The following is a 14,273-nucleotide window of genomic DNA, read 5'->3' as shown; positions in this document are numbered from 1 at the left end:
AGTGCCGATTCATTGTATAGATATCAAAAAACTGAGGGGAGCATGTAAATGAAGAAAAGATTGTTAACAAGAGCTGTTGTTCTAGTGATGTCCAGTTCTATGATTTTAAGTGCTTGCAGTTCCGAGAAAGAAGCGAAGGGGGGAAAAACGGAATCCAAGGAAGCGGCAAGTCTGTCTGCGCCTGGTCAATTGCCGTTTTCTAAAGAAAAGATCAACATCACCGTTACGGTGCCAGCCAGTCCCTACGTGTTGTCATGGGAGTATGGAAAGAATGAGTTTACGACCTGGATTGAGGATCAGACTAATATTCATATTAACTGGAATCTCTTTCCTGCAGCGGATGCTAAGACAAAGCTTAATTTGGAGCTATCCTCCGGGGGCGATCTCGGTGACCTAGTTATGGGTGAATTCGGCCTTGACAACTCCATGCTGGCAACATATGGATCCCAAGGACTACTATTAAATATGAAGGATTTACTTGAAAAGAACGGCTCAAATTTGAAAAAAATGTATACCGAGTTACCTGCTATTAAGCAGGCCACTACCGCACCGGACGGAAATATATATGGCGTACCAGATGTAGGTGTCTGCTATAATTGCGATCGTGCGATGCGCTTCTGGGTGAACAAAAGCTTTCTTAAAACTTTGAACATGTCCGTGCCGACAACCACAGACGAGCTGTATCAATATTTGAAGGCCGTTAAAGAAAAGGATCCAAATGGTAACGGCAAGAAGGACGAAATTGGATTGGTTGGCTCACCGAAAAGCTGGTTCTCGAATGTGCACCAATTTATTATGAATGCATTCACTTATCATGACAGCAATGAGCTTTATGTGAAAGATGACAAAGTTGTTGCTGCTTTCACCACTCCGGAATGGAGAGAAGGATTAAGATACCTGAACAAGCTGTACAAAGAAGGGCTAATTGATACGTCATCGTTCACTAACGATGAGAGTCAGTTGAGACAATTGGTAGAGTTAAATAACGGGAATACCGTTGGTTCAGTTGGGAATGGTGGGCCGCATGCATTTGCAGCTAACGATTCCACCAAATCCAATTATGAAATCGTACCTCCTCTGAAGGGGCCTAATGGCTTTCAAACGGCCTTTTACAACGAATATGGCATGGTCGGCGCATACCGATACATCATTCCGGCCAAGAGCAAACATCCTGAAGCAGTCGTGAAGCTAATTGACTTTATGTACTCTAATGAGGCTTTCTTGAGAGGCCGCTACGGTGTGCCTGGAGTTAACTGGGAAGTGCCTAAGGACTCAATTGCAGCTAATGGCGGACCAGCTAAGTTTAAGCTGATTGGCAAAGATATATGGGGACAGCCTGATAAAGCGCACTGGAGTGGCACTAACGGAGGATGGCCGCCTTTCGGTTCTGATGCAAGAGAAGCGCTGAAGTCAGGTTATGATTTGGAGTCTGAACTTTACAAAGCTGCAAAATTATATGATAAAATGGCACCGAAAGTTTCAGTGCCAAAGTTTTTCTTTGACCCTAATACTTCAAAACGACATAATGAATTGAAGACAGAGATTAAGAAGCGGTTAGATGCGGCTACGGCTGACTTTATCGTAGGCAACCTGAATATTGAGAAGGATTGGGATAAATTCCAGGCAGAGTTGAAACAAATAGGCATTGAAGAGTACGTTTCCATCATGCAAAAAGAGTACGATGCGAAATGGAAGGGTTCAAAGAAATAAATAGGTTGTTTTTCGTGTTTTTTTAAAAAAAACATTCTAAACGGGTAGCCCTTACTTCACAGTAGGGCTACCTTTTTTTCATGAAGTATCCATTTGATCTTCAGAATGGCTGAAGCATCCTTTAAACATTTTTGAAGAACTAACTGAAGTGGATTACAAGTTACCTTATCATGAGGTTCATATGAAATACAGGAAGCCTGATATGTTCGTAGACTTGGGCGAAGGATCTTTTGATTTCAAGAGTGTCTATAGCAAAATTCAAGAACTTGGACATGTCAAATATACCATCGTGGAAAGTGACGGAGAGCGAAAGGATAAATATAAAAGTCTGGAAAATGAATTAAAGCTATTGGAACAATATGTTGGTGACGAAGCGAGAGATTAACCGCTTGCATCCTTCAATAATGGAGTGTTACAACATGGAAACGATTAAAGTAGGAATAATTGGTACAGGATTTTCGGCAAATTTTCATATTGAATCACTTAGACGTATTCCGGGCGTAGAAATTGTTGCTATTGCCGGGAGCACACAGGAAAAGGCAAAGTGCGTTGCTAACATTTACGGGATTCCTTTAGCCTATGGCAGCTACGAAGAAATGCTGTCCAATCCTCTTATCGAAGTAATTCATAATTGTACCCCAAATTTTCTTCATTTTGATATTAATAAATCAGCAATTTTAGCAGGCAAGGATCTGATGTCCGAGAAGCCGCTTGCAATGAACAGCTCCGAATCCGCGGAGTTAGTAGCGCTGGTGGAAAAAAACGAGATCATAAATGGCGTTTGTTTTAACTACAGACATTTTCCAATGGTTATGCAGGCTAAGCAGATGGTACAAGATACCATCTGCGGCCAAGTACATTTAGTAACTGGAGGATATTTGCAAGATTGGCTGTTATACGATACAGATTACAGTTGGAGACTTGAGCCTGGCAAAAGCGGACCATCTAGAGCAATTGCAGATATTGGTTCTCATTGGTGTGATACCCTACAGTTTGTTCTTGGAAAACAAATAATCGAAGTGTTTGCTGATCTAAAGACAATTCATCCGACTAGGAAGAAGCCAATAACAAGTAGTACCACCTATGCGAAGGATGAGGATGGTGAGTACGAAGTTATAGATGTTAGCACGGAAGACTGCGGTTCGGTTTTAGTCCATTTTGAAGATGGAATATCAGGTGTATTTACCGTGTCCCAAGTGAGTGCCGGACGTAAAAATAAATTGCACTTTGAAATTTCAGCGTGTGAATCAAGTTTATATTGGGACCAAGAGAATTCGAATCGATTATGGGAAGGCAAAAGGAACAGGCCTAATATAGAGATTTTACGTGATCCTGCGTTACTCTTACCTCAAGCCGCTGAGTTAGCTCATTTCCCAGGCGGACATCAAGAAGGATGGCCTGATGGATTCAAGAATCTGCTTATCGATTTCTATAATGAAGTTAATTGGAAGAGAAGACAGCAGCATATCAAAGGAAATCTGATATTTGCTTCTATTGCAGACGGACATCAGATCATGAAAATTATTGATGCTGTTTTGGAAAGCCATCGTACCAAAACTTGGGTGAAGATTGATAATTTTGATTAAGAGTAGGACTAGTTGAGAGGAGTTTAACAATTATGGGCAGTACAAGCAAAATTAAAATCGGTGTCATCGGCGCAGGCAATATTGGTAATGTTCATATCAACGAATTCTTGAAGCTACCAGATGAGTGTGAAATTACAACTATTACGGATACGTATTTACCATTGGCAGAATCCCGAGCGCAAGAGTATGGGATTGGAAATGTTGCTACTATATAATGACTTATTGCTCTCGCGTTCTATTTTAAGTAGGTTATTTAAATTAGTGGAAACAAGAGTTGAATAATAAAAACTAGGCTGCCAGCGGATATTCTTTCTGAGGGCAGCCTTTGCTCACCTAGACGGGCAGAAGAGTTGAATAGAAGGGTTTTCATATTCAAGGTATTTTCTTGTCGTTGTACTATCATCTGGGGTTTTGGTAACAGCAAGTTGACAAAATATCCTTCCTGCCGTATCATTTAAACATTCGTTTTAAATGATTGTTTAATAATAAGGAGTGGTCAAAATGGGATCGTCAATAGCGGCTTTTTTGAAGCCTGCAACAACTAAGGTAGGGATTATTACAGCGATTACGTTTCAGTTGTTGTTTAGCATCATATGGATGACTGGGTATTCGGGAGTTTCGGATAATACGAAGAATTTGAAGATTGCGATCGTGAATGAAGATCAAGCCATGGGTGGCAAAATTGTTCAAAGCCTGCAAGGCAATCTTCCTTTTCAAACGGAGGTTATCGCGTCGAATGAAGAAGCTCAGAACAAGCTAAACATGCGTGAAGTGCAGATGGTTATGCATATTTCATCGGATTTTTCGAAAAAACTCCAAACGCCAGGCCAAACAGTACCGATTACCTATACGGTTAATGAGTCCAATCCGTCGATGACGAAGTCAGTCATGCAAGCTGTGGCGGGGAACATTACGGCAACGGTAAATAAAGAGGCGGTAGCGGCAGGGGCATTGGCTGTCTTAACACAGATGAACCCACAGCTGCCGGCTGAGCAAGCGACTCAGATTGCACAAGGGTTAGCGAGTAAAGTGAGTTCAGATATCCAAAGCACCAATAAAGTAAAGGATATGCCGAACCAAATGCTGCCGATGATGCTCGTGCTAGCTTCTATTGTAGGTACAATGATTATGGGAATGAACTTCAGTGTTTCAACCAATCTCCTAGGTGCTTCTTTGTCTAAAACGCAAAAAATGGCAGCGCGCATCGGAATAACGGTGATTGCTACGATAGTGGTTGGACTTATCAGTGCCACCATGGTTGTTTCGTTGGGAGGGCACGTGGATAAAGGATTTGTTGCGCTATGGGGCTTTGAATCGTTGTTCTTATTGACGTTTGCCTTGGTTGCTCAAATGTTTTTGACATTGTTTGGGAACGCAGGTATGCTATTTAACATTGCTATGTTATCTCTGCAGTTGGTCTCATCAGGTGCGATTGTACCGAGAGAGCTTCTGTCTAATTTCTATCACTCGATCAGTAATTTCTTCCCGGCAACATATGCAGTGAACGGGTTGATGAATATTTTGTTCGGTGGACCTGGTGTTGGCAGCGAAGTTGGCTATTTATTTGTGATTGCCGCGGTGGCGCTTGTCATTGATATGGTGGTTGTATTTTCGAAAAAAACCAAGGTAGTCCCATCGGTAGGAAGTGTTCCATCAAACGCTTAACTAAGAATTAGGAGGGCGCTAGACATGGTTCATCAAGAGTCAGATATGAAAATGAAAATTCTGTTGGCCGCGAAAAAGCTGTTTGCACAGCATGGCTATGATGCGACTAGCGTACGTCAAATATGTGAGGAGGCTGGGGCCAATGTGGCTCTGGTTTCCTATTATTTTGGTGGAAAAGAGAGCGTTTTCCATGAAATATTTAAGCAGTTTTTTCCTGCAATTAAATTAACGGAGTTTTATGAAGTGGAAGATCCCCTTGCTGGCATCCAACAAGTGATTAGAGAAGTTGTCAAAATTCGAAACGAAGATCCGCAGCTGATCAGCTTGATTCAAATGGAGATTATCACGATTACCCCACGTGTAGATAAAATGAGGGAGCTTGTTTTCCCACTGTGGAAAAAGGTTCGTGATTTATTGGACAAGGGTAGAAAAGAGGGGCTCTATGAGTTTGAAGGGCTGGACAGTACGCTCATGTTTGTGTTGGGAGCAATGTTTTTCTACAAGCAGCGAGAGTTCTTCGAACCGATGTTTACAGAGGAACGCCCTGATATGGATACGCTGATTGGGCAAACGACAGCATTCATCATGCGCGCTCTCGGGTATCACAAATAGCAGAGCGCTTTCATTTGATAACTCCAAATTTATTGTAAATAGATGTTGAAATTTGGAAGTTTATGTGATACTTTTAGTGTATTGTTTCGAACTGATAATCATATAGTTTGATTTGCGAAGAACGCAAATTTCGGAGATGAATTCTCCGGGGTTTGCGTTTTTTTGTTGTGTTTGTAGGTGAGAAGAGGGAGGTGATCGATTGAATCGCAGGAGAAGCCTGCTAATTAGTGTGGTTGTTGCATTGCTGGCTGGATTGCTCGTATACGGGGTCTATGTGTTGCAAGTGAATCAGGTCGAGCTGCAGCAGACAGTTCAGGTTGTGGTGCCGAAGGATTTTATTCGAGCAGGTCAGTTTATTCATGCCGATATGGTCGAGTTCAAGGCGATTCAGAAAGGTAGCTATACATCGAGTATGATGAAGGAACTTACGGATGTTGTTGGACAGGAGTCCATGATTCCTTTAGGCACACAGGAGCCCATTCTGAAGTGGAAGTTGAATCGCTATCATCTCCTTCCTAATGAACAACAGGCAACTTTTCAAATTCCCAAAGAGTATCTACTTACGGTTTCGAATGGTATTCGTGCCGGAGATCGGGTTCGTATGTATGTGTCAGGGAGCGATGGCAGCTCACGCAGGTTGTTTAATGAGAAGGAAATTACGGTGGCCTCTGTGAAGTCATCCGCCAATGTGGAGGTAGACAACCCGAAGAACTCCAATTTGTTGTCCAAGGCCCAGGGAGATGAGCAAAAGATGTATACCTCCAGACTGGAAGCCAATGGAGCCATAGATCAGATTAATTTGAATTTGACGGAAAACGAATGGCTTCAGATCGATCAATTATGCTCAGCGAAGAAGGCCAAGCTGGTCATTGCTTTTAGTTCCACGTCAATTCAAGTCCAGGAGTAGCATGTAATTTGGCAAAAAGAGAGGTGAAACCATGTGCAAATCGGGCTAGTGTCGACAGATCAGCGATTAATTGATGAGTTAACGAATGTGGTGTATGCCAAACCGTTCGGGTGGCGAATATTTACGGAGGCGAATGATTTACAGTCTAAATCATTGGAGCAATCTTACTCCCATGTCATTCTTTCGGATCGGGAGCTCTCGTACGGGGAGCTGGAGGAGTTCCTTGAAGGTATGCAAGGGCAAGAGCCAACGACGAAAATCATTGTGTTGCTTTCAAATTATCACGATGCCTCAATCAACGAGAAATATGTGAAAATGTGCAAGCTGATGAAATTGGATTATATCCTCCCAGGGCGCAGTACGGCTGTGATTGCGGATGAAATCCGCGCCTGGGTTGATGGGTCAAACGGGGGTCAATTAAATCAGGCGCTTTCTGGTAAATTAATAACGTTCGTCGGTTCAACACCGAATATTGGTACGACACTGGCTTCTTATGGAGTAGCCTGTATGTTAGCGATGGAGACTTCAAAGAAGGTTGGTTACCTCTGTTTGAATCTGAAAAGTTCAAAGCTTCATCGGTATTTGGGTCGTGAAGAGCACCTTTTTACGTTAGACGGATTGAGGGCGGAACTGAAGGCTCAAAGCTTAACACCAGAAAGGTTGCTCCACGTTTGTGATAAGCCAAAAGAGGCACATGGCCTACATGTTCTTTATGGCAACATGCTGCGCGAACAGGCGGAATTCTTCACGCCATCAGAAATTATCCATTTACTGCGTGTGGCGCGAGGCGCTTTTGACATCTGTATCATCGAAGTAAGCGCGTATTGGGATAATGCAGCGACCGTAAGCGGGCTGCTGGAAGCTGATAGCAAAATTGTCGTCACGACAGGGGATATTTCACATTTTCAGGAGGATTTCTCGAGGTGGATTAGGCAGGTGGGATCTGTGTTTGGCTTGCAGCCAGATGCTTTCGAGCTTATGGCGGTACAAACGGATCGGCATGCGAAGCAAAGCGAGTTCACGATCAAAGATATTCGCAAAGAAACGCAGCTTCATTTAATTGGACATGTCAGTCGACATGGGGATGCGCTTGCACGTTGTAACCAAGGTAAGCTGATGGAACTGTTGAGCCCAACCCACCCCATGCATCATGAGGTGAAAGCGGTAGCGCGGAAATTTGCTGATTTTTACAAGCTGCCCCAGAAGATGAACGTGCGGCAGGAAACATGGTTCCAAAAGCTCATTGCCGGCAAACGCGCGGTCAGCTAAATCAGGATCAGGAGGGTAAAGGAGTGAGTGGAAAAAGGTTTTCGATGATTACCTACATGCATGAACGTAGGACGGAAGAGGCTGTGTTGGGATTGGGACGCTCCCTGACAATACACGCAGCTGATGCTAATGATTTGGGCGATAGAATGGTCGAACAGACTAACGGAGTGCGTGGAAATGGCAGTGTTCAGGATCACGCGGGCGCAGGTGAGGAAGCCTTTTTCCAGCAATGGGTGCAAGAGATTCGCAGTGAGTTGGTTGCCCTGAAAGGTAGATCAGAGACTGAAAAACAGCTGTATAACGAGACGCTGAATCGCGCAATTCTAGGTTATGAAGAGGATCGTGGCAAGCTCCTGGCCATTATTCATGATCTCGTGTCGAAAAGGAGACTTTCGGACATCCCGCCTCGGACAAGTGGGTATACGACGCTTCCTGAAGCGATTTTTGCTGAAATTATTGGCTTAAATGTCCTTGAACTCGTCCTCAAACAGAAGGAAGGATTGGAAGAGATTCAGGTTGTGGGGAGGCAGATTTTTGAAGTACGTGGAGGAATGGCGTCACCTTCATCTTACGAGCTTCCATCCATCCGAGAATTAGAGCGAATTCAACAAAATTTAGTGTTATTTAACCACGACACCCTCAATCCTAGAAAGCGTTGGGCAGAGGTTGTTCTGCAGGATGGGTCACGTGTAACGATGACTGGCTTCGGATTTACGGCTGAACCCACCTTAACGATACGTTTTTACACGGTAAAAAGATTTGATTTAGCCTCGCTTGCTTCCCCAGATCTGGCCACGATGGATTTCCGCATGGAAGTGTTACTTCGTTGTTTCATCCACACGTATTTCAATTTGGTCGTTATTGGTCCGACAAATTCAGGGAAAACCAATTTAATTAAGGCGCTCATTGCCGAAATGGACGATAACGAACGAATTATTACGATCGAATCCCGATTCGAGTTGAATTTAAAACGAGATTTTCCTCATAAAAATATCGTCGAATACGAAATTGACGAGGAAGATCCGAGGCATTCGGGTTTGCAGGCTTTTAAACTGGCATTAAGGCAGTCTCCAAAGCGCATATGTCACGCAGAAATTAGGGATGAAGATGCCAATTTATATGTTCGTGCTTGTACACGTGGCCATGAGGGCAGTTTGACGACGGTCCATGTGAGTGAGCTGGAAGATGTACCGGATGCGATTACTGACATGTGTATGCTGGATGGCAGAGGGATGGATTCGAAGCGTTTGACGAAAAGGATTACGGAATTTGTGACACATATCGGCATTGAAATGCAGGTTGTTCACGGGAAAAGAAAGATTGTGCGAATCGTCGAATATCGCTATGAAAATGAATGCGTGTTCGTCACGGATTTAGCACTTTATGACAACTCGACAGGCGAATGGACATTTCCCGGGAAATTGTCGCTTCATGCATCGCGAAAAATAAGGAAGGCTGATCGAAGACAGTATTCGCTGTTGAGAGAGCACGGATTTATCGAAAATGAAGAGAAAGAAGGCGGTTTTGAACCGTGATTTTCGCCAAATATGTCTTTCTCTTGTTGTTATTTGTGCTCGTCTATGTCGTTTTTCGAGTTCTGTTAGAGCTGCTTATTAGACAACGCAAGGCTAGATTCAGGTTGCACTATGTAAGAAATGCTACAGTTAGCGCGAGAATATCCACTTATTTGGAGACATGGGGCTGGATATATAACCATATGAAGGAGTTGCTGGAATCCGTCGAATCTAGACTAAGTATGCAAGCCATGTTGACGATAAGTTTAATTGGGTTGTTATTCGGCTTATTGGTTGGGGGTGTTTTTTTTCAAACCTTCAAAGGCGCACTTATTATGACGATGATTGGCGCTTCGCTGCCGTATTTGCTGCTTCGAGTGAAGTTGGTAAGTGTCCGTTTGCGAACGAGACTAGAGTTTCTTCCGGCTGTTGAAGTGTTTTTCCAGTCTTATATGATGGACCCTAATCAAAATATGAAAATTGCGCTGAAGTATTGTATAGAGGAAAATCGTATTTTGTACCCGATTAAGCCTGTTTTCGAGCAATTATATCGTCATCTCATGACACAAAGGGATACCGAGGAAAGCTTGCGAATTTTCAATCTGACGCTTGGGCACATCTGGGCGGACTATTTTACAGGAATCATGCGAGTGGCTTTGAAAGAGGGAAGCTTTGTCGGAGATAGCCTGAAGGAACTGATCACCGATATGCGGAAAGCACAGCGCTTTGATCAGATGGAAAGAAATCGACTATTGGAAATACGCATTGCCAATTTTACACCAATTGGATTTATGGTCTTATTCATGTGGATTAACTTTAAGGTAAATGCGGATAACGCCTATTTATATTATGTGATTGATCCTGCTGGTCGAAATATGATTTTGGATGCACTTATATTGATTTTTATATCGTTTCTGATGGGAATCTACTTGTCTATGCGAAGAATGTGAGGAGGTGAATACTGTGGTTATGATCAATACCCAGCTGTTAATGCTGCAGTACGCTTCGCGTTTGCTCTTATTTATACTTTTTATGATCTTGATTCACCAAGGGTTAAGGTACTTACCAGCACGTAAGAGAAGATGGCGATCTTTACAGGTAAAGAGCACGCTCAAAGAGGCCGAAATACCCCAAATGTTGTATAAAATGCTGGGCATGAGCACGAAAGCGGTGGAGGCGAAGCGCCAATTACTGTTGGGATGCGGGATTTGGCTGAATGCGAACCTGTATGAGGGAACGAGAAGATTGCTTTTAGCAGTGACATTGCTAGTAGGCGGGATGGGATATGCGGCTTTCGGGCATTCTTGGATTACTTTGCATATGCAGCCTGCGTATGTGTTAGTTGGAGCAGCAGTCGTGTCGATTTTTCTTATATGGGATGGCAAAGTGCTTGCACAGCTCAAAGAAAAGCGTTCCCAGCGCATCGTTCGGGATATTTATGCGATCAGTCGACAGCTCTTGTACTATAATGATTCGAAATTAAACTTGCATGACAAATTATCACTATGTGTCGGTCAGACGACATCGACTCGAGTTCATGTTCAGCTGCTGCTCAATGAATGGTATCAAGGGGCCGAAGAGGCGATTTCCCATTTTAAAAAGAGACTAGGAACGGAAGAAGCTCATAGCTTTGGAGAAACGCTGAATGCGCTCAGGTTGAATGAACATGGAGGCTATTATGAGCTGCTAAAGCAGCGTATTCAGGATTACAAAGAGAAGATGGAATTGATTCGCGACAGCAAGAAGGAAACGGTATCGTATGTGCTTTTTGTACTTGCGGGTCTGCCGATATTGAATACTTTCCGAGTGTTTATGTACCCTTGGATCGCCGAAGGGCAACGATTATTTGATGCAATTAACTAACATGCGATGGGGGAGTAAGTAGATGAGAAATATTTTGGTAACGGTGATGATGCTGATTGTGGTGGCTTTATTGTTTACGACGATTATTAATGATGGCTCAACAGGTATGAGACGAAATATCGGGACCCATGGGACGACGGCAAATACGAATATTACGGCACTTACACCATAGAGATGGCAGGTCATGTATGAGGTCTATTCTTGTAACAGTGCTGTTGATGATTGTTGTAATCGGCATTTATATGGATGTTGTTGGGGGAAGCACGGGAACTCGCAAGCAGGTTAGCAACAGCGGGGCTAGAATTAGTGGATCCATTGAGCGGATTAATCCATGAAGCAGATTTTGGTGTTTATACTATTTGCGACTCTGCTCTGTTGGTTCATGTTCGCACCGGTGTACAAGCATATCATTATTGTTCGACAGGCTGTGCTGCAGAAGGAAGTCGATTATTTGCTCGAGGTCGGGGCGAACGGCAGCCATGGGTATATTAATGCAGCGATGATTGCCGAGTCCAAGGAGCGTATGGCGGAAAGAGGTTTCTTGGTTGATGAGCTTGCCTATATGGTGGCTACCAACTCAGGTGTTGGTGGAATGGATGCAAATGCGCCGGTCTGGCGAGGAACGGGCTTGCGCTTAACGATTACGTATCCGTATCAGCGGCTTTTTGTCATTGATCAGCTGGTCGGCATTTCGGTGCCGCTGGCTTCCGATCGTATGGGTGCGACGGGCATGAAGATGAGTGAATATGTGCCATGAGAATTGAGGGAATGGCGTGTATAAGCTGCTATTAATGGTGTTAATGAGCGTGGTTTTTATGTCGCTCTATGGGCTTCAAACAGATGAAGAGTTGGCTATGCATACCGTATTTCAGGGGAAACATGGGCTGAACAATGCTGTGCATGCGGCTGCTCAACAAAGTGATGCAGCGAAGCTTGCACAAGGGATTCATTCGATTGATGAAACGAGAGCAAGAGAGGCTGCAATGGCGTATTTGCAGGCCAATTTACGATTAAATACGGACAATGAGCCTTTGCCGGATACGTTTTTGCAGAGCACGGTGGTGGTTGATTTATTTAAGATTGTTAATGAGGGGGAAATATTTCCCTATACGTATCGAGATGATGCACAGGACTACACGGTCACTCTGGAACGCCCTGGGGTGATTATGTTTATACGGTTGGCTTTTCCGCGGACGTATACGGTTTTGCAGCCGATTACTTGGACGATTAGGTCTTCTGCGGAGATGGTGTATTGAGACAGGCCGATCTCACCCTCATCTCATCTTGTCATGCCTTTCCTTGACTTACCCCCACTCGCACTTCCACTCTCAATTTTCACTCTCACTTTCACTCCCGCTCTCGCCTACGCTCATCCCTCACGCCGTTTAACTGGAAAACTTACAGCTAATTTGAGTAGAAAAGATAAATATTTGAGTATAGATGGAAAATGTACAGGTAATCTGCTCGTAATCACTCATTTACGCAAAATTCGAGGAATATAGCTGGAGGAAATCCAGTTATTCCGCAAATGAGCCCAAAAGTGACCAAATTAGATACAGGAAATCCATCTATTTCATTGGAGTTGGTAGACGGAGCTGGAGTTAGAGGAAGAGAATCATCGGAGTGTAGATAGAGTGTAGATAGAGTGTGCTGGAGTGCTGATGAGTGATGTTAAAGTGACGATGGAGCAGCGTTAGAGCGATAAAGGTTATTTCCATGTATAATGTGAAGGTGAGGTGTTAATCTACGGCGTATAGGAGTCGATTTCGATGACGATTTTTCAGCAAAGGCAGCAATGGTTGCAAGATGAGATGCGTAAGCGAGGGTGGTCAGGCTTCCTGGTCACGCACAATGTTGATATATATTACTACTGCGGCTCGATGCAGACGGGGTATTTGTTCATTCCGACGGAGGGCGAAGCGATCTATCTCGTCCGTCGAAGTTTGGTCCGAGCGGAGGAGGAAGCGGCAGCGGCCGTCGAAGCGCTCGGCTCTTGGAAGACGCTCGGCGAGCGGCTTCGCGCTCGCCTTGGCGGTGACGCAGCGGCGGGAGATCCGCTGCGTATAGCGACAGAGCTGGACGTGTTACCCGTCCAGCTGTACGTGCGCTTGCAGACCGCGCTGCCCGGCGCGGTCTGGGAGGACGGCTCGCTGCTCGTGCGAGAGCAGCGCATGATCAAATCGCCGGACGAAGTCACGGCGATTCGGGCGGCAGCGCGCGTCGTTAACGACGCGCTGGAGGCGGTCATCCCCCACATTCGTGAGGGGATGGCGGAAGTTGAGCTGATGGCGCTCATCGAGCATCAGCTCAGACTGCGCGGGCACCAAGGGCTGATGCGCATGCGCGCGTACAATTCCGAGTTAATCACCGGAATGGTCGCGTCAGGCGCATCGGCAGCGGTGCCCACCTATTTTGACGGGCCGGCCGGGGGCACGGGGCTTCACCCGTCCAGCCCGCAGAGCTCAGGCCGCGCGCTGATTCAGCGCGGCGATCCGATTCTCGTCGATATTGGCTGCACCATCGACGGGTACTTGATCGATCAGACGCGTACGCTCGTGATCGGAGATCTAGACCCTGAGCTGCAGCGAGCCTATGACGTGGCGGAGGAGGTCCTCCGTGCCACGGAAGCCAGGCTGCAGCCTGGCACGATTGCCGAGCATTTGTATCTGCTCGCGCTGGATCAAGTACAGGTAGCTGGCCTCAGCGCCCACTTCATGGGGTACGGCGCTGACCAAGTGAAATTCCTTGGTCACGGCATTGGTCTCGAAATCGACGAGTTACCCGTTCTCGCCAAGGGATTCAAATACCCGCTGGCGCCCGGCATGGTCATCGCGATCGAGCCCAAGTTCACCTTCCCTGGGCGAGGTGTTGTGGGTATTGAAGATACGTATCTGATCACCGAAGATGGGTACGAGAAATTGACCGTATCCCGTGATGGGATACGGCGTCTATAACGAAGACTAGCGAGATTTCGCATCGGAATACAGTAAAACCTGCTGTCTTGTTTCTTTGGAAACGGATGGCGGGTTTTTGTTATTTTGTGCGAAGCACGGGGGAGAGGGATGAGTTGTATGTCCGGTTACGAGGGCGACTATCACCACTTTCCCCATCGCTCCGTTCAGCAGGCAGTTTAATTAGCGCAGGCCA

At 45.1% G+C, this 14,273-nt stretch carries 16 protein-coding genes; all 16 read left to right on the top strand.

All coding sequences use genetic code 11. The annotated features are described in order from the left end of the window. Positions 1-48 precede the first annotated feature (48 nt). The 16 genes from ACSQ8O_RS24785 (at position 49) to ACSQ8O_RS24710 (ending at position 14,080) form a co-directional block, all read left to right on the top strand. Positions 49-1,710, top strand: coding sequence for an extracellular solute-binding protein (locus ACSQ8O_RS24785; protein WP_056613832.1), 1,662 nt, complete (start codon positions 49-51; stop codon positions 1,708-1,710). A 181-nt stretch (positions 1,711-1,891) separates the two neighbouring features. Beyond that, positions 1,892-2,095 (top strand): hypothetical protein, encoded by a 204-nt coding sequence (locus ACSQ8O_RS24780; protein ID WP_436243795.1) that lies wholly within the window; start codon positions 1,892-1,894, stop codon positions 2,093-2,095. A gap of 34 nt (positions 2,096-2,129) precedes the next feature. After that, a complete protein-coding gene (locus tag ACSQ8O_RS24775; RefSeq protein ID WP_436243794.1) occupies positions 2,130-3,296 on the top strand; it encodes a Gfo/Idh/MocA family protein in 1,167 nt (388 codons plus the stop codon). A 32-nt stretch (positions 3,297-3,328) separates the two neighbouring features. Next, positions 3,329-3,511: a Gfo/Idh/MocA family oxidoreductase gene (locus ACSQ8O_RS24770; RefSeq protein ID WP_436243793.1), complete on the top strand. Its 183-nt coding sequence runs from the start codon at positions 3,329-3,331 to the stop codon at positions 3,509-3,511. Positions 3,512-3,797: 286 nt separating this feature from the next. After that, positions 3,798-4,961 carry a YhgE/Pip domain-containing protein gene (locus ACSQ8O_RS24765; RefSeq protein ID WP_436243792.1) on the top strand — a complete coding sequence of 388 codons (1,164 nt, stop codon included), beginning with the start codon at positions 3,798-3,800 and terminating at the stop codon, positions 4,959-4,961. A 24-nt stretch (positions 4,962-4,985) separates the two neighbouring features. Beyond that, positions 4,986-5,573, top strand: coding sequence for a TetR family transcriptional regulator (locus ACSQ8O_RS24760; RefSeq protein WP_436243791.1), 588 nt, complete (start codon positions 4,986-4,988; stop codon positions 5,571-5,573). Positions 5,574-5,772: 199 nt separating this feature from the next. Then, positions 5,773-6,480 (top strand): flagellar biosynthesis protein FlgA, encoded by a 708-nt coding sequence (locus tag ACSQ8O_RS24755; RefSeq protein WP_436243790.1) that lies wholly within the window; start codon positions 5,773-5,775, stop codon positions 6,478-6,480. A 33-nt stretch (positions 6,481-6,513) separates the two neighbouring features. Further along, a complete protein-coding gene (locus tag ACSQ8O_RS24750; protein WP_436243789.1) occupies positions 6,514-7,749 on the top strand; it encodes a hypothetical protein in 1,236 nt (411 codons plus the stop codon). 23 nt (positions 7,750-7,772) lie between these two features. Further along, the gene (locus tag ACSQ8O_RS24745; protein WP_436243788.1) at positions 7,773-9,284 is read left to right on the top strand and encodes an ATPase, T2SS/T4P/T4SS family; all 1,512 of its coding nucleotides are present in this window, start codon (positions 7,773-7,775) and stop codon (positions 9,282-9,284) included. Then, positions 9,281-10,213 (top strand): hypothetical protein, encoded by a 933-nt coding sequence (locus ACSQ8O_RS24740; protein ID WP_436243787.1) that lies wholly within the window; start codon positions 9,281-9,283, stop codon positions 10,211-10,213. Before ACSQ8O_RS24745 ends, ACSQ8O_RS24740 begins: the two co-directional genes overlap by 4 nt. A 13-nt stretch (positions 10,214-10,226) precedes the next feature. Next, on the top strand, positions 10,227-11,126 hold the full coding sequence (locus ACSQ8O_RS24735) for a hypothetical protein (protein ID WP_436243786.1): 900 nt from the start codon (positions 10,227-10,229) through the stop codon (positions 11,124-11,126). A 22-nt stretch (positions 11,127-11,148) separates the two neighbouring features. Next, positions 11,149-11,298 (top strand): hypothetical protein, encoded by a 150-nt coding sequence (locus ACSQ8O_RS24730; RefSeq protein WP_171628621.1) that lies wholly within the window; start codon positions 11,149-11,151, stop codon positions 11,296-11,298. Between the two features lie 37 nt (positions 11,299-11,335). After that, positions 11,336-11,461 (top strand): hypothetical protein, encoded by a 126-nt coding sequence (locus ACSQ8O_RS24725; protein ID WP_436243785.1) that lies wholly within the window; start codon positions 11,336-11,338, stop codon positions 11,459-11,461. After that, positions 11,458-11,883, top strand: a complete 426-nt coding sequence (locus tag ACSQ8O_RS24720) for a hypothetical protein (RefSeq protein WP_436243784.1) — start codon at positions 11,458-11,460, stop codon at positions 11,881-11,883. The genes ACSQ8O_RS24725 and ACSQ8O_RS24720 overlap by 4 nt, the downstream gene beginning before the upstream one ends. A 43-nt stretch (positions 11,884-11,926) precedes the next feature. Continuing rightward, on the top strand, positions 11,927-12,382 hold the full coding sequence (locus ACSQ8O_RS24715) for a hypothetical protein (RefSeq protein ID WP_436243783.1): 456 nt from the start codon (positions 11,927-11,929) through the stop codon (positions 12,380-12,382). A gap of 513 nt (positions 12,383-12,895) precedes the next feature. Next, positions 12,896-14,080, top strand: a complete 1,185-nt coding sequence (locus tag ACSQ8O_RS24710; protein WP_436243782.1) for a M24 family metallopeptidase — start codon at positions 12,896-12,898, stop codon at positions 14,078-14,080. The last annotated feature ends 193 nt before the right edge of the window (positions 14,081-14,273 follow it).

This window comes from Paenibacillus sp. LjRoot56 (genome assembly GCF_964253335.1).
GTDB classification, from domain to species: domain Bacteria; phylum Bacillota; class Bacilli; order Paenibacillales; family NBRC-103111; genus Paenibacillus_E; species Paenibacillus_E allorhizoplanae.
The sequence above is the reverse complement of the archived record's forward strand: the minus strand, read 5'-3'. Positions and strand labels throughout refer to the sequence as shown.